Here is a 15,938-nt window from a genome sequence, read left to right as displayed (position 1 = left end):
CAGGCGACCAAAGCCCCCGGCGCGCCCGGTCAACCTCGCAGTTAGGCATTCAGCTTGACGATCGGAGCGAAGCCCTTCATTAGCTTTTTGGTCTGGCCGGTCTTTTCGAATTGAACCTCGATCATGTCTCCGGCGACCGAAATCACGGTACCCGTGCCAAAGGTCTTATGGCTCACGGTATCGCCCGCGGCAAAGTCCTGCGATGCGCTGGCACGATCGACCTTGCGCTCCACCGTCGGGGACACCTTGGACGACGGCTTTTCGGCTCGCGGCGCACCCGAACCAAAGGTCGAGGCAACACGGCCGGCGTCGGGCGAAACCCCACGATGGCGCTCGGTCCCGTAACTGCTGCCACCAAAGAAATCGTCGAAGCTCGATCCACCACGCGATCCGGAACCACCGGTCGAGCGCGTATGCGAACCAAACACCTTGCCGCCGTACATATCCGAGCCCATGCCCGAGCCAAAGGTGCCGTGACGGTCGCCGCGCTTCTCCCAGCCTGTGCCCTCAAAACCGGCAGAACCGATACCGCTAAACTCGATGTCCTCAAACGGAATCTCGTTGAGGAAGCGCGAGCGCGGGTTGGCAGAAGTCGAGCCGTAGGTGCGACGCGTGGCAGCATAGGTCAAGAACAGGCGTTTACGGGCGCGCGTGATGGCGACGTAGGCCAGGCGACGCTCTTCCTCGAGCTTGCCCGGATCATCGCTGCCGCCAAAGTCGTGCACGTGCGGGAAGATGCCCTCCTCCATGCCGGCCACGAACACCGCCGGGAACTCCAGGCCCTTGGCTGAGTGGATGGTCATCATGGTAATGGCATGCGTCTCGCCGGCCAGGGAATCCAAGTCGGAGCGCAGGGCCAGCCACTCCATGAGTGCCGGCAGCGCCTTACAGGTGAGCGGACCGTAGGTGCGCTCGATCTCGTCGGCATGCACGGCACCCGCCGGCATCTCCGTCGGCGCGGCATACGCGTTGCCCGCGATGGCGGCGGCCAGGGCATCCTGCGGCGAGAGCGCCGGAGCGGCCAAGCTATCGAGCGGATTGGAACCTGCGGCATCGCGCGCACCGACGAGCGCCTCAAACGAGGATACCGGGGCAGACGGCCCCGGTTCGGGCGCAGGCGCGCTCACCACGACGGGCTCGGGCTCGGCGCTGACAGGCACATCGGCAACACCGGCAGCGCGCAGCTCTTCCAAGCTCTCGAGCGTACCTTCGATATCCTCGTGCGTCTCCTCAAATTCGGCGGCGACGCCCAGAAATTCCTGGATGTTCTCGGCGCGGCTCTCGGACTCCATGGTGCCCTCGGCGCGGAAAGCCTGCAGCAGGCCCGTCTTATCGACGATCATCTCGACGACGTCCTTGAGTTCGCCGTCCATGCGACGGCCCTCGCGCACCAGAGAGACAAAGCTCGACAGGCCATTGCGCACCTTGGCGCTAAACATGCCCGTCTCGGCTGTTGCGATCTCGCAAGCCTGGAAGAACGAGCAACGGTTGTCGCGCGCCAGCTGCTCGATCTTTTGGATCGAGGTGGAGCCGATGCCGCGACGCGGCGTGTTGATGACGCGCTTGACGCTCATCTCGTCTGCCGGGTTCACGATCATCTTAAGGTAGGCCATGACGTCGCGGATCTCGGCACGGTCGAAGAATCGCGTGCCGCCCACGATCTTGTAGGGCACGCCTGCGCGCAGGAACATATCTTCGAGGATACGCGACTGGGCGTTGGTGCGGTAGAACACGGCGATATCGTCGTAGCTCGTGCCTTTGGCATGCAGTTTTTCGATCTCGCCGGCAATCCAGCGGCCCTCGTCGCGCTCGTCGCTTGCCTGGAAGGCCTGAATCTTCTCGCCATCGCCCTCGGCCGTAAACAGACGCTTGTCCTTGCGCTGCGAGTTGTGGCGCACCACGGCGTTGGCGGCGCTCAGGATATGGCCCGTAGAGCGGTAGTTCTGCTCCAGCTTAACGGTCTTGCAGTTTTTAAAGTCCTGCTCAAAGTCCAGGATGTTAGTGATGTCGGCGCCACGCCAGCTGTAAATGGACTGGTCATCGTCGCCTACGACCATGAGGTTTTGGTACTTGGCGGCCAGCAGGTTAGCGATTTCGTACTGGACGTGGTTGGTGTCCTGATACTCGTCGACGCTAATGTAGCGGAAGCGTTCCTGGTACTTGTCGAGCACCTCGGGGCGGGTGCGCAGCAGCTCGAGCGCGCGCACGAGCAGGTCGTCAAAGTCCATCGCATTGGCAGCGCGCAGGCGGCGCTCCAGCTCCAAGTAGACCTGTGCGGCCTTTTTATCGTTGGGGCTATCGGCGGACTTGAGCATGTCCTCGGGGCCGATCATGGCGTTTTTGGCCGAGCTGATCTTGCTGCGGATCATGTTGATGGGGAACTGCTTTTGCTCGATGCCGAGTGCCTGCATAATGTCGCGCACCATGCGCTTTGAGTCATCGTCGTCGTAGATGGTGAACTGACCGGTGTAGCCCAGCAGGTCGGCGTCCTCGCGCAGCATGCGCACGCACATGGCATGGAAGGTGCACACCCACATACCGCGGGTGCCGCTGGGGATGAGCGCTGCCAGACGCTCGCGCATCTCAGCCGCGGCCTTGTTGGTAAACGTGATGGCAAGGATCTGCCAAGGCTTAACGCCCAGATCGCCGAGCATATGTGCGATGCGGAAGGTCAAGACGCGGGTCTTGCCCGAGCCGGCGCCGGCGAGTACCAGCAACGGGCCCTCGGTGGTCAGAACCGCCTCGCGCTGGGCGGGATTAAGGCTGTCAATGTCGACGAGCGGCTTGGTGGGTTTGGGTGCCGGCGCGGGAGCGTCGTAGATGTCGAGCGGAACGAGTTCGGGCTCCGGCGCTGCAGGGGCGGTGTATGCATCGAGCGGCACGGGTTCCGGCGCGGGCGGCACGGGTACCGCGGCGTTCTTTTCCCAGGGCAAGGGCTGGGTCATGGGCGACTCCTCATCTGACGGACGGCGCGCCTGCGGGCGGCGCCATAGTTTGAGCCGTACCAGTATACCGAGCCGCGCGGACACCGACGCAAATCACACCACGACTCCGTGCGCCACCGTCAGGCCCGCCCCAGCGGATTTGGTGCAATGGGGTCAGGTTAGTCTGCACCATGTTGTCGCAAAGTAACCTGACCCCAATGCACCAACCAGGGAGCCACCGATATCATGGCAGCAGCAGCGAGCGGCGGCCAGGGCGAACAAATTGGCATGAAAAGAGGGCGGCATAGACCTTTTGGTCATGCCGCCCTCTTTGAATGACAAGTTGTCGTTCTGGCCGCCGCGCAGCGTCAACCAAGTTACAGGCCGAGCATAGGCTCCAGAACGAAGAAGTATGCAAGCACCACGATGCCCAGGATGATGCGGTAGACGCCGAAGCACTTAAAGTCGTGACGGCGGACGAAGCCCATGAGCCACTTGATGGCGATGAGCGAAACCACAAAGGCCACAACGCAGCCCACGCCCAAGATAGCGACCTCGTTGGCACCGAACGTGCCGCCCTTGATGAAATACTTGACCAGCTTGAGCGCGCTCGCGCCAAACATGACAGGGATGGCCAGGAAGAACGTAAACTTGGACGCCACCGAACGCGTGCAGCCCAAAAGCAAGCCACCGATGATGGTGGAGCCGGAGCGCGACGTGCCCGGAATCAGCGAAAGCACCTGGAAGCAGCCGATACCCAGCGCAGTCTTCCAGCTTAGATCCTCGAGCGTGGTGATGGAACCAAAGTCCAGATCCTCGTCATCGTCCTCATCCTCAGCGGTAGCCGCGGCGGGCGCCGCAAAGTGCGCACCGGCAGGACGTCCACCCGACACCACAGCACGCGAACCAAACGAACCGGCAACGGCCATTTCCTCGCGCTTGCTCGCGCGCCAGTTCTCGATCACGATAAACAGCACGCCGTACACAATGAGCGCCAGCGCCACGACAGGAGCATTGTAGAAATGCTCCTCCATCCAGTCGTTGAGCGGCAGGCCGATCGCCGCCGCAGGAATGCAGCCGAGCACGATCTTGCCCCACAGCACCCACGTGTCGCGACGGCCCTCCTTGCCCTTGCTGGGCGAGAACGGGTTGAGCTCATGGAAGAACAGGACGCAGACGGCCAAAATGGCGCCAAGCTGAATCACGACCAGGAACATGTTCCAGAACGTCTCGCTCACGTTCATCTTAACGAACTCGTCCACCAAGATCATGTGACCGGTCGACGAGACGGGCAGCCATTCGGTGATGCCCTCGACCAGGCCCATGAAGGCAGATTTTAGAAGCTCGATGATATCCAAAGGGACCCCCTCGTTAGACACCCGCCGATATTGTTCTGCGGACGGTGCGGGCGATGTTCCATTATCAACCGTTCGGGCGCGTCTGCGCCTACCCTTACCAAAAAACTCGTCCGTTCACAGAATTGCGAGCGGTCAAACCGAAATCCTTGGGTATAACTGCAACAAGATAAAGTGTCCGGCGGCCAACGCGCCCGCGCCCGCCCGACGCACGAGCCCCGCGCCCGTGCGATAGACCAAGGAGGAAACCATGAACGAGGGCTACACCAAGGTATTTGTTTCACTCGACGGTACTGAACAGCAGGATTTTGTGCTCGCACGCGCCATCAAGGTCGCCGCGAACAACGGCGCCAAGCTAATCATCGGCCATGTTATCGATTCCACGGCGCTCGAGAGCGCCGGTTCCTATCCGGTCGATCTGGTCAACGGCCTAGAGGAGGCATTTAAGAACTCCATCGCCAAGCAGCTCGAAGAGGCCAAGGCCAATCCCGATATTCCCGAGGTCGAGGTCATGATTCGCGCCGGCCGTATTCGCGAGACGCTCAAGGACGAGATGCTCGACGTAGTCAAGCCCGACCTGGTGCTCTGCGGCGCACGCGGCCTGTCCTCGATCAAGTATGCGCTGCTGGGCTCGATTTCGACGTTCCTGCTGCGCAATACGGACTGCGACATCTTGGTCGTGAAGTAGCGTTGCTCCCACCGGCCGCGGGGCCTGCGGGGTTTCCACGGGCACGTCCTCGCCGCGTTGCGGCTGCGGGATGTGCCCTTAGGAAACCCCTCCCGGCCCCGCGGCCTTCGCAGCCTTACTTCAGCGAGTTGTCTGATAGAAGAATGGCGTGCCGCCCCGTTTGGGGCGGCACGTTTTGTTTGGACGGGCGTTTGCCGTGTGCGTTACTCAAAGTATTGGAACTTGTTCGTCGAGAAGGCGAACGTGACGACAAAGCCTTCGCCGGGCTCGGATGCTGCGGTGACGTCGATGCCCATCTTGGAACACAGGCGTGCCACCAGATAGAGACCGATGCCCGTTGCGCGCTTGGTGGTGCGGCCGTTGTCGCCGGTAAAGCCCTTCTCGAACACGCGCGGTAGGTCTGCCGCACACACGCCGCAGCCGTTGTCCGCGACGGTAAGCTCGATGCGCTCGCTTGCCAGGCCCTCGTCCAGCAACGCACCCGAAAACACGATCTTTGCGCCGTCCTCACGCGCATATTTAATGCTGTTCTGAATGAGCTGGCCCAGAATAAACTCGAGCCACTTCTCGTCGGTAAAGACCTCGAAGTCGAGGTTCTCGCACACCGGGGCCACATGCGCCGCAATGAGCTCGCGCGCGTTGGCTTTAATCGCGCCCGTCACCAAGGTTTTGAGATCCCAGCGGCGAATCAGGTAGTCGCGCTCCACGACTTCCGAGCGCGCGTAGTACAGCGCCTGGTCGATATAGCGCTCCACGCGAGCAAGTTCGCGTGCCAGGTCGTCCACGCGCGACAGGTCGTCTTCGCTGCTGTCCAGGTTTTCCAAAATCAGGTGAGCCGCCGCCAGGGGCAGCTTGGCCTCGTGGACCCAGCTCTCGATATAGTCGCGATAGTCATCGGTCTGACGCCTGCCTTCGGCAACCTCGTCGCAGGCGGCTTTGCCCACCCGGCGCAAGACCTCGTATTCGAGCTCGCCCTCGGCATAGGTCGGGCATTGCACCATCTCTTGCACCCATGCGGGACTCTCGAGCTCCTCTGCCGCGCGCTCCAACTGACGCAGAAAACGGCGACGGCGAGCGTACTCGATCACGATGCCGAGCATACCAAAGATAAAGGACACGCCAACCGCCACGACCACGATAGAAACGGGTGCACCGGCGACCGTCAGCACAAAGCAGCTCAGCAGCACGCCGCACGTCCACACGGCGACGGGAAGCAGCGCGTCTTTAAAGAACTTGGCAAACGACATAGCCGGCCTCTAGACCGAATAGCCTTGGCCGCGGTGCGTCGTCAAATACCCCTTGATGCCGATTTTTTCGAGCGTGGTGCGCAGGCGGTTGATGTTGACGGTAAGCGTATTGTCGTCCACGAAGGCGTCGGAGTCCCACAGATCCTGCATGATGGCCGAGCGCGAAACAATCTTGCCCGCGCGGCTCAGAAGCAGCGAGAGAATACGCAGTTCGTTTTTTGTGAGCTCGGTGCTGGTGCCCGTTTGCGTGTTGGTGACCATGGAGCGTGCGAGGTCGAGCTCCAGTCCCTTGTGGACGAGCGTGCTGCGCTCGCCCGCCGCCGCGGTGCGACGCAGCAAGGCATTGATGCGCGCCACGAGCACACGGGCGCTGTAGGGCTTGGGAACAAAGTCGTCCGCGCCGAGCGTCATGGCCATGACCTCGTCGATCTCGGTCGTGCGCGACGTGAGGACGATGATGGGAACCTCGGATTCGCGGCGAACCTCGTGGCAGATATGCTGGCCGTCCTTGACGGGAAGCGTGAGGTCGAGCAGCACCAGGTCGGGCGCGGCGGCGAGAATATCGCGCGAGACATGCTCAAACGATTCGCAGGCCTCGATTTCAAACCCGGCGCGGGCAAGGATGTCGATAAGTTCACGACGAATGGGCTCGTCGTCCTCAACGATATAGATTAGCGCCATGGATTCCGCCCCCCCTCTTGGTTGTCTTGCCCCATTATGACCGCGGATCCGCAGATACGCGCCTCACGCGGCACCAAAGTGACAGAACTGTTCGCGAGTGGCAGAGGCTTGCCTCTCGCTCGCGACGAGCACGGGAATTAAATGAGTTTTTAATCCCCGTCCCAGAAACATCATTTAGCGGCGGGCACGGAGCTTTTCGTAGCCTTCGGCGAAGAAGGCGACCGTGGCGGCGTCGGCCTCGGCGGCGTTCGTCTCGGTCGCGGGGATCACGCCGTGTTCGTCGCTCACTAGGAACAGCGCGCCCTTAAGCTGCGCGGGAATGTCTACGCGCGTGACTGGGATGCCCTTGGTCTGGGCCAACTGCTCGATGAGCGTCGCCGTGCCGCACAGAAACTCGTCCGCCGGCGCCACAAAGGCGAGCTCGCCGTTGTTGACAGCGGCGAGCAGCTCGGGCGCCACGCCGGTTTCGTCGGCCTCGGAGCGGGCCTCGGCGGAGCGGGCACGCAGCGCCTTGGCCGACGTATCGGCGAGCGGCTCGTACTCCCCCACCGTCATGGCGGCGTTGCCGTTAACGTCGATCACCAGCATGAGCACGCCGTCGCGTGCGGTGTAATCGCCCTCGGCAAGCGACCACTCAACGTGCTGCTTGGCCCAGCTGAGCATGTTATGGGTAAGCGGCTCGCCCTGCACCAAGCGCTCGGACAGTGCGCGAATGTGGCGGTTGAGCATGGGCACCTTTTTATTGGACATGCGCCAACGGCAGACAAGCGCGGGCTTGTCGAGCGTAAACTTCTCGACCGCCTCCTGATTGGCGCAAAAGTCCTCGTACGCACGCTGATCCTCGGCATTGCCAAACAGCTCGGCTTCATCAATCTGGGGCATGGTTGTACCTTTCGTGTTAGTCATTCCGTCCTCTTATACCAAAAAGACGGCCCTCCAAACGGAGCAGCCGTCTTTTGCGGAGATTATTTTGTCCCAAAGCGGAACTTAGTGGCGGAAGTGGCGAGCGCCCGTAAACACCATAGCAATATTGTGCTCATTGCAGGCCTGGATGCTCTCGTCGTCGCGCTTGGAGCCGCCGGGCTGGATGATGCAGGTCACACCGTGCGCGGCGAGCACGTCAACATTGTCGCGGAACGGGAAGAACGCGTCGCTTGCACAGGCAAAGCCGCCCTTCTCCACGCCCTCGCGCTCGCAGAAGTCCTCGGCACGCTCGCAGGCAAGCAGCGCAGAGTCAACGCGGTTGGGCTGACCCGGGCCCATGCCAATGCCGGCCTTGCCCTTGGAAACCAAGATGGCGTTGGACTTAACGCCCTTGCAGACCTTCCAGGCAAACTCGAGCTCGGCCATCTCGGCGTCGGTGGGCTTGCGGTCAGTGGGGAACGTAAAGGTCGCGGGATCCTCGGTCACGTGGTCGACCTCCTGCACCAGCATGCCGCCGTCGACGGAGCGCAGCTCCACCTGGGCGCCGTGGTCCACGCCGCCGGTAGCCAGCACGCGCAGGTTGGGGCGCTTAGCCATGCGCTCGAGCGCCTCATCGGTATAGCTCGGGGCGATGATGACCTCGACGAACTGCTTGTTCTGATCGGCAAAGTGCTCAACCAGATCAAAGGGAACCTCGCGGTTGCAGGCGATGATGCCGCCAAAGGCGCTCTTGGGATCGCAGGCGAAGGCGCGGTCGTAGGCGGCCGTGATGTCCTCGGCAACGGCGGAACCGCAGGGGTTCTGGTGCTTGAGGATCACGCAGGCCGGCTCGTCGAACTCGCGGACCAGGTTCCAGGCGGCGTCGGCATCCAGATAGTTGTTGTAGCTGAGCGGCTTGCCCTGGATCTGCTCGGAGCCCACGAGCGGGAACTGCGAGCTCGCGGTGTTCTCGCAGCCCTCGGCAAAGCGGTAGACCGTAGCCTTCTGCTGAGGATTCTCGCCATAGCGCAGGTCGTCGACCTTCTCCAGCGAGATCTCGAGCTTGGCAGAGGTGTCCGCCACGTCGCTTGCCTGGGCGGCAAGCCAACGGGAGATAGCCGTGTCGTAGGCGGCGGTGGTCTGGTAGACCTTCACCTGCAGGCGACGACGGGTGGAAAGCGTGGTGCAGCCACCGGTCTCGCGCATCTCAGCCAGGACGGCGTCGTAGTCGGCCGGGTCGGAGATAACGGTAACGCTCGCGGCGTTCTTGGCGGCAGAGCGCAGCATAGAGGGGCCACCGATGTCGATGTGCTCGATGGCATCCGCGAAGGTGACCTCGGGGTTGGCGACGGTCTTCTCGAACTCGTACAGGTTGACGGCGACCAGGTCGATCAGCTTAATGCCGTGCTGAGCGGCCTCTTGCATGTGCTGCTCGGAATCGCGACGGGCAAGCAGCGCGCCGTGGACCTTGGGGTGCAGCGTCTTGACGCGGCCGTCCATCATCTCGGGATAGCCCGTGAACTCCTCGATGGGGGTTACGGGAACGCCCGCGTCCTCGATGGCACGAGCCGTGCCGCCCGTAGAGATGATCTCGACGCCAAAGTCGTCAACCAGCGTCCGTGCGAAATCGACGACGCCCGTCTTATCGGTAACCGAGATCAACGCGCGTGCGATCTTCACATCAGATCCCATGCAGTCCTCCTGTCTGGTACGCCGCCGTGCTCTGTGAGTCGGTGATACGTCGATCTGCAGCGCTCGCGCAGCGGCATTGAAAATACTGATTTAATGTAGCGCATCGAGCGCATCGATGCATCCCGCAACGGGCGCATGTGCAGAAAAAGTTTGCGAGCGGAGGGGATGGGCACGGCGCCGGGCACGGTGAGTTCATGGAACACAGGGGCACCATAATTCGATGCCAACGGCGTGGTAGAACTGTGCTCGATATGCATCCGCGAAAGAAAGAGGCACCATGGTCTCGCGGGTTCTCTACCGACCGTTTGATACCGAAGACTTCGACGCCATCGCGCTGATTCTGCAGCAGCTTTGGCATAACAATTCGGATAACGATGAGTACAACCGCCTTGAGGCCGCGTGCGACCTCGCCTACTGCCTTTCGTCGTCGACGTTTTCACAGGTTGCCGTAATCGACGGTCAGGCGCGTGGCATTTCGCTCGCGCGTGCGGGACAGAGCTCCGGCGCCACCGTCAAGGAACATTGGATGGACACCGAACGCGCTCTGCTATCGCAGATGCGTGAGCTGGAGCCCGATGCCTGCGCCGAGTATCTCTCGTTTGTACGCGCAACCATCCGAACCAACAACCGTCTGCTCGAGAGCAGCCCGTTGCCGCACGACAACGAGGTCACGCTGCTTGCCGTGGATCGCGATGTCCATGGCCTGGGCGTTGGCACGGTTCTGCTCGATGCCGCAGTCTCGCACCTGTCCTCGCTTGGAGCGACGAGGGCGCACCTGTACACCGACTCCAACTGCTCGTGGAAGTTCTACGAGTTGCACGGCTTTAAGCGCACGGCCACGCACCGCGCCAACCGCGAAGAGCGCCGCCACGCCATGCCGCGCGAAAGCTTCCTCTACGAACTCGATCTAACAGCCTAGCCCAAGCAGCCACACCTAGTCATTTAAGAACGTCCCCAATGACTGATCCCCAACAACTAGTCATTTAAGTCTGTCCCTAATGAGTGGCCTAGGGGGTTTGTAGATAGCCGTGGTCAAAATACATCAAATATGAGTACTGTTACCTTTTTAGTAGCAGCTATTCGGGGCATTTTTGATGCTTATAGGCATGACGACCAGCTGCACGAGCTGACGTAACTCCCCAAATGTTCAATAAAATGGGCTCCTAACGAGAAGTACTCTCATTAGGAGCCCATTATTATGTGCAAACATATGTGACCAACGCAGCAACAGTACTCATATTTGGCATTTTTTGTCCACTGCCCCTTGCGCGAAGGTCCTCAGCGGAAAGTTTGACCCGTTTCGATGCACAAAAATGGGATGAATCTTCCCTGGCAACCGCCCAGAAAGATCCACCCCAAAGCAAGCGCTCGCTAGAACGTTCCGCCGCCGCCTCCGCCGACGCCGCCACCGCCGCCACCGGAAAAGCCGCCGCCGCTGCCGCCGCTCGAACTATCGGAACTCGAAGCCAGCTCGCGGATGGTCTCGTGGTACACATCGTTGAACGAATCGAGCGGGGACTCGTTGCCGTAGTGATGGTAATACCACCAGTAGCAGGGGTAGTTGTCGTAGAAATCGTCGCTGTTGCGCAGGTCCGCAGGCACGGCCTCGGCCAGCTGTCGCAGCACTTCTTTCGAAACGCCCAGGGCAACGCCCATCACCAGCAGTTTGTTCCACAAGATCAGGTCGCTGGGAATGGCCTCCTTCAGGCGCGTAAAGTCCTCAAGCCAATGCTTGAGCGCTTTACAGCGAGCCGCCACCTCGGCGCCCTCCGGCGTGTAGCGACGGAAGGTGCAGCTCAGGACAAAGCCCACGATCGTGACGGGGATCGAGATCATAGCGGCACCGACATTGGCATCCGCAAAGTCGGCATAGAACAGAGAGCCCAAAATGCCACAGACAATAATGATGCCGAGAACCAAGCCGGCAACCAGGGCGATGGTGCCGTCCGAGGCGATAAGCTCGCGCGCCTCCAGCTTGCCCTTAACCGTGCTCTGATAGTCCTCGAGCTTGTCGCCAACAGATGTGGTGCGCTCGCTAGCGTACTCCTCCAGCTCGCTAAACGTGCGCGAACGGACTCCGTCCTTATCGGGCTTAACGCCGGCGAAGAAGACCTTGAGCACATCGCGATCGATGCCGTCCTTCTTGGCAGCCTTCCAGGCCTCGTCGGTCACTGTGATGCGATACGTCTGCTCCTCTTTTTCGCGACGGAGCAGACCCTTCTTCTTGGTCTCGGTCGCTTCTTCCAGCTTGATCACGCGGTCGTCGGTAAGCTTCATAAGCGTGGCGATATATGCCTGATCGGGCACGTCGTTCCAGCTCATGAGAGCTGCAAGCACAGCGGGATGGTCGGCCGAGGGCACATCGCGGAAGTACTCGTCCTGGAAGAGCGGCTTGGGCTTGGGCCTGCGCAGCTTAAGCATCACGATCACACCGGTATAGGCAACCGCCACGACAACACACACCACGGCAATCGCGCCGGCAACCGCACGCGCGTGCTCACGGCGAGCGTTGGCCTCGTCGGCCCATTCCTTCTCTTCGCTCAGGATCGTCGACATGCGCTTTTCGCCCGAGACGGCAAGCTGCGGCACCCAGTCGCTGGGGAAGGCGATGCGTGCCTCGGCGAATTCGCCCTCATGCACGCAGGGAATGGTATAGGTGACCATGGGCTCGTCCGCATCGAGCGACACGTCGCCCGTCAGTGGGCCGTGGCCCCATGCGCGGAAGTTATCGCCCTTGACGGCCGCCGTCCCGGCAGCGGCATTTGCGAAGCACACTTCCATCTCGACGTCATCGGAATCCGCAGACCAGCCGTCGCCCACGAACTTCCAGTAGAGCTCGGCGGTATCGGCCCAGTTCATAACCGCACCGGTCATGGTGTAGCTCACGTAATAGATCGCGCTGTCGCCGCTCTCGTGGGGGCTGAACACCTTAATCCTTACGCCGTCACCGGCCTGCTCGACCGTATAGACGCCAGAATCGCCCTTGTTCGCGCTATCGACTTTGTTAAACGCGGTGTCCTCTTCCTCGACACTCAGCACGTCAACGCCCGCCGTGCCGCCCTGCTGGTTGGTGCCCGTATTGATCTCCCAAAACACGCCGTTGATGTCGTCGTCGAAATCAAACTGGCGTCCCTCGACAACGGTCAGCGATCCATCGGCCTCGACCGTGGCACCGATATAGGTTTGGGTCATGGAGTAGCCGTCGGCGTGCGCGGCGGCAGGCAGCAGCAACAACGCAAGCGCAACGAGCGCGCAGACGGAAGCGAATCGCGCAAACAGGCGGCGCTGCCGGCTGACTTTGGCGGCGAGGGTGTTCATAGGCACATCCTTTGTCTGTGATACCAGTAACGCCATTGTCCCACGTTTGCGAGTTCATGTGACGAACATCTAGGTCAGCGGAGCGTCAAAACGGGACAAAAGTCACGCCCGCCGCCGGCACCTGGGGACGTTCCTTATCTGCCGGCAATCTGGGACACTCCTTGGCATAGCCCGCTCCGGCAATAGATACCACTTCATAGCTCCATCACAGGTGTAGCGGCTTTGTGTGGGCGCGGCATGCGCTGATTGAGCCGCCAGTTGAGGGGCATAAAGCAGTTGAGCGAAAACGGTTTGCCCCTTTGCCGTCCGCTTGAGGATCATGTCCCCCTTTTCCGCGGAAACCCCGGCAGTTGCGAAGAGCTGCCGGGGTTTCTGTCGTTTGAGGGCTAGATTGATTGACGACGATTAAGGCGCCGAGCCGGTGGTCCGGCACGCGCAACGTGTGGCCTCAGCAACTTGCAGGCCACGGCAGCGTCTCCCCCACCGCGCCCCGCGCTATACTCGTCCGCATGGACATCAACGCACGCAACATAGCAACAACCGCCGCCGACGCGCCAACGACGCCGGCCGCTCCCGCGCCCGTCGTGGGGCGCTTCGCCCCGTCGCCCTCGGGCCGTATGCACCTGGGCAACGTGTTCAGCTGCCTGTGCGCATGGCTTTCGGCCCGCAGCCAGGGCGGCAGCATCGTGTTACGCATTGAGGACCTGGACGATCGCTGCAAGCGCCCGGAACTTGCCGCCCAATTGATTGACGACCTGGCCTGGCTGGGGCTGGAGTGGGACGAAGGCCCCTACTACCAGCACGACCGCCTAGACCTGTACGAGAGCGCCTTGCGCCGGCTGAAAGACGCCGGCCTCACCTATCCCTGCTTTTGCACACGCGCCGAGCTCCACGCCGCGAGCGCACCGCACGCGAGCGACGGCACGCCCATCTACCGTGGCGCCTGCCGAACTCTTTCGGCCGAGGAGGTGGCCCGCCGCAGCGCCCTGCGCGCCCCGGCCACACGTCTGTGCGTGCCCACCGTCGACGACCTCGCAGACGACGTGATCGAATTTGTGGACCGCACGTACGGGGCCCAATGCGAGGCGCTCGCCACCGAGTGCGGCGACTTTTTGGTGCGCCGCAGCGACGGCGTGTTTGCCTATCAGCTAGCCGTGGTGGTCGACGACGCTGCCATGGGCGTCACCGAGGTCGTGCGCGGATGCGACCTGCTGGGGTCCACGCCGCGCCAGATCTATCTGCAGCACCTGTTGGGACTGCCCACGCCGCACTACGCACATATTCCGCTGCTCATGGCACCGAACGGCCGCCGCCTTTCCAAACGAGACCGTGATCTGGACCTGGGCGAACTCCGCGCCCGCTTTGGCACGCCCGAAGCGCTGCTGGGCTGGCTCGCCGGGCAAACGGGCATCGCGCCGGACACCACGCCGCGCTCTGCCGAGCAGCTGGTCGAGCATTTTAGCTGGGATGTTATCCGCAAGCACAGGGAGAACATCACCGTAACGGCTGAGTAATCAGGCACCCCACCCCTACGCAACATCCCAGGGCTGGAGTTCGTCGCCCAGGCGAACGATGCAGTCGTAGAGCACGGTATGGCGCTCGGCCGGGTTGGCATCCCGATGAAAATGCCCGTAGTACCAGCGCTTGTAGTCCAAGCGGTCCTCCAGCTCATCGAAAAACGCCGTAAGCCGATCAACGGCGGGGCAATTCCAGCCGGGCGCCGGATAGAGCGTGGGCGAAAGCATGCGCGTAGAGCAGGTGTGGGTGACCACGTAGTCGACCTTCCAGGCCACGCTGTCGAGCTTTGTCCGTGCCTCCTCAAAGTTGCGCTCGTCCGGCAACTCCTGCGGCCACCAACTGGAATACGGAGTGCGGTATTCCTTGTCCACGCTCGTGGCGCCGCCCATGGTAAAGACCGTTGAGCCGTCGAGTTCAAAAACCTCGCCGCGCGTCAGGCGCCGTATGGGCGAGGTGTCCGACAGGCGCTGTGTCAGTCCGCCGTGCCACAACTCCATGGGTCGCTCCGCCCAGTGGTCGAAACGTTCGTGGTTGCCGTCGACGAACAGCACGGTATAGGGGCGCGACTCCAGCCAAGCGATGTCGGCGCACTCCTCGGCAGAGAAATCCCACGGAAAGCCAAAGTCGCCGGCAATGATGAGATAGCCGTCGCTCGTCAGGCTTTCCCCAAGATCCCAATCGCGCAGCTTTTGCATGTCGAGGCCGCCGTGAATATCGCCCGTCACATAGACCGTCATCGGATCACCACTTCCTTGTAAGTCGCTAGCCCACATTCTGCACGATCACTAAGTCAACCGTTCCAGCCCTTCCATCCTTTGGGACCTACCCCTCGCTCTTCCATCCAAACGGGTCAAACACCCAAAAGATCAGATCGAGCACGCCGCCGGTCATCATGGCGCCGGCAAGAGCCATGCAAACATGCAGAGAACTGGCACTTCGGAGCACATCAAACGGCCCCAGAACAGCCAGCAGCGCGACCGTTGCGCCGGCAAGGCACAGCACGAGGCACGGCCCCGCGTTCTTGACGCACTTCTTTGCGAGATGCTTGGTGTTATCACTCATCGATATCGAACTCTTTAGAGGACCGTTGTTTGGGTACATGCCGCCGCGGCAGAGCAGGGCGGCAGGGTAAGTGTCACATGTCGTGCGGACATGCTTGAGTTACCCTACAATTTAATGGATTTGATAGAATGTAGGGTAACTACTCGGAAAGGAGGCTCCATGTCCGTCTTAGAAGATGTCCTAGAAGAGGAATATGCACGCTCGAGCCGCCTCTTGGGCCTCATGGAGCAGGAAATCAGTCTCCTTCCAAAGGGCAGCATCCGCATGCGAAACATAAAGGGCCACGAATACTGCTATCTCAACTATCGAGTCGGCGACGAGGTCAAAAGTGACTATGTACCCGCTACAAAGGTTGATGAGCTGCAAGCCAAAATCGAACGTCGAAGGGCTCTTGCGGCCGCCATTAGAGAGCAGAAGCGATCTCAAAAGCTAATCATACGTGCGTTGGGAAGGGTGCCGAATGCTGACTGAGCAGCAGAGGTTTTCCTCTAAAACAATTTGAAAACCTTGCCGCATACATGCTGTTCGCATCCGCTGAGTCCGAGCCGCT

The 15,938-nt window shown here is 61.3% G+C and carries 13 protein-coding genes; 4 read left to right on the top strand and 9 right to left on the bottom strand.

Annotation, left to right across the window (positions count from 1 at the left end; all coding sequences use genetic code 11):
* Positions 1 to 41 precede the first annotated feature (41 nt).
* Together PMW67_RS05295 and PMW67_RS05290 are read right to left on the bottom strand one after the other, a co-directional pair.
* Positions 42 to 2,945, bottom strand: coding sequence for an ATP-dependent helicase (locus PMW67_RS05295; RefSeq protein ID WP_271738964.1), 2,904 nt, complete (start codon positions 2,943 to 2,945; stop codon positions 42 to 44).
* Positions 2,946 to 3,301: 356 nt separating this feature from the next.
* Positions 3,302 to 4,282, bottom strand: coding sequence for an undecaprenyl-diphosphate phosphatase (locus tag PMW67_RS05290; RefSeq protein ID WP_271738962.1), 981 nt, complete (start codon positions 4,280 to 4,282; stop codon positions 3,302 to 3,304).
* Between the two features lie 247 nt (positions 4,283 to 4,529).
* Between PMW67_RS05290 and PMW67_RS05285 the strand changes: the two genes are divergently transcribed.
* Positions 4,530 to 4,967, top strand: a complete 438-nt coding sequence (locus PMW67_RS05285) for a universal stress protein (RefSeq protein WP_006235921.1) — start codon at positions 4,530 to 4,532, stop codon at positions 4,965 to 4,967.
* A 203-nt stretch (positions 4,968 to 5,170) separates the two neighbouring features.
* Here PMW67_RS05285 and PMW67_RS05280 read toward each other — a convergent pair whose 3' ends face one another.
* The 4 genes from PMW67_RS05280 to purH form a co-directional block, all read right to left on the bottom strand.
* Positions 5,171 to 6,214 (bottom strand): sensor histidine kinase, encoded by a 1,044-nt coding sequence (locus PMW67_RS05280; protein ID WP_148332664.1) that lies wholly within the window; start codon positions 6,212 to 6,214, stop codon positions 5,171 to 5,173.
* A gap of 9 nt (positions 6,215 to 6,223) precedes the next feature.
* Complete coding sequence (locus PMW67_RS05275; RefSeq protein WP_118328272.1) at positions 6,224 to 6,895, bottom strand: response regulator transcription factor; 672 nt, start codon at positions 6,893 to 6,895, stop codon at positions 6,224 to 6,226.
* A 174-nt stretch (positions 6,896 to 7,069) separates the two neighbouring features.
* Positions 7,070 to 7,801, bottom strand: coding sequence for a hypothetical protein (locus PMW67_RS05270; protein WP_271738959.1), 732 nt, complete (start codon positions 7,799 to 7,801; stop codon positions 7,070 to 7,072).
* A gap of 81 nt (positions 7,802 to 7,882) precedes the next feature.
* Positions 7,883 to 9,490: a bifunctional phosphoribosylaminoimidazolecarboxamide formyltransferase/IMP cyclohydrolase gene (purH, locus tag PMW67_RS05265; protein WP_271738958.1), complete on the bottom strand. Its 1,608-nt coding sequence runs from the start codon at positions 9,488 to 9,490 to the stop codon at positions 7,883 to 7,885.
* Between the two features lie 277 nt (positions 9,491 to 9,767).
* On the opposite strand from purH, the gene PMW67_RS05260 reads away from it, so the two are divergent.
* Positions 9,768 to 10,409, top strand: coding sequence for a GNAT family N-acetyltransferase (locus tag PMW67_RS05260; RefSeq protein WP_117635615.1), 642 nt, complete (start codon positions 9,768 to 9,770; stop codon positions 10,407 to 10,409).
* A gap of 452 nt (positions 10,410 to 10,861) precedes the next feature.
* Here the strand turns inward: PMW67_RS05260 and PMW67_RS05255 are convergent, their stop codons facing one another.
* Positions 10,862 to 12,808, bottom strand: a complete 1,947-nt coding sequence (locus tag PMW67_RS05255) for a DUF2207 domain-containing protein (RefSeq protein ID WP_271738955.1) — start codon at positions 12,806 to 12,808, stop codon at positions 10,862 to 10,864.
* Between the two features lie 395 nt (positions 12,809 to 13,203).
* Between PMW67_RS05255 and gluQRS the strand changes: the two genes are divergently transcribed.
* Complete coding sequence (gluQRS, locus tag PMW67_RS05250) at positions 13,204 to 14,322, top strand: tRNA glutamyl-Q(34) synthetase GluQRS (protein WP_271738954.1); 1,119 nt, start codon at positions 13,204 to 13,206, stop codon at positions 14,320 to 14,322.
* A gap of 15 nt (positions 14,323 to 14,337) precedes the next feature.
* Here gluQRS and PMW67_RS05245 read toward each other — a convergent pair whose 3' ends face one another.
* Positions 14,338 to 15,063: a metallophosphoesterase family protein gene (locus PMW67_RS05245; RefSeq protein ID WP_271738952.1), complete on the bottom strand. Its 726-nt coding sequence runs from the start codon at positions 15,061 to 15,063 to the stop codon at positions 14,338 to 14,340.
* 85 nt (positions 15,064 to 15,148) lie between these two features.
* The gene (locus PMW67_RS05240) at positions 15,149 to 15,388 is read right to left on the bottom strand and encodes a hypothetical protein (RefSeq protein WP_117772850.1); all 240 of its coding nucleotides are present in this window, start codon (positions 15,386 to 15,388) and stop codon (positions 15,149 to 15,151) included.
* A 159-nt stretch (positions 15,389 to 15,547) separates the two neighbouring features.
* Here PMW67_RS05240 and PMW67_RS05235 point away from each other — a divergent pair, with 159 nt between their 5' ends.
* Complete coding sequence (locus PMW67_RS05235; protein WP_271738951.1) at positions 15,548 to 15,859, top strand: DUF6788 family protein; 312 nt, start codon at positions 15,548 to 15,550, stop codon at positions 15,857 to 15,859.
* Positions 15,860 to 15,938 lie beyond the last annotated feature (79 nt).

The organism is Collinsella aerofaciens (assembly GCF_028209395.1).
Taxonomy (GTDB): Bacteria; Actinomycetota; Coriobacteriia; order Coriobacteriales; family Coriobacteriaceae; genus Collinsella; species Collinsella aerofaciens_AZ.
Note: the sequence above shows the minus strand (reverse complement) of the source record. Positions and strands in the feature narration are given on the sequence as shown.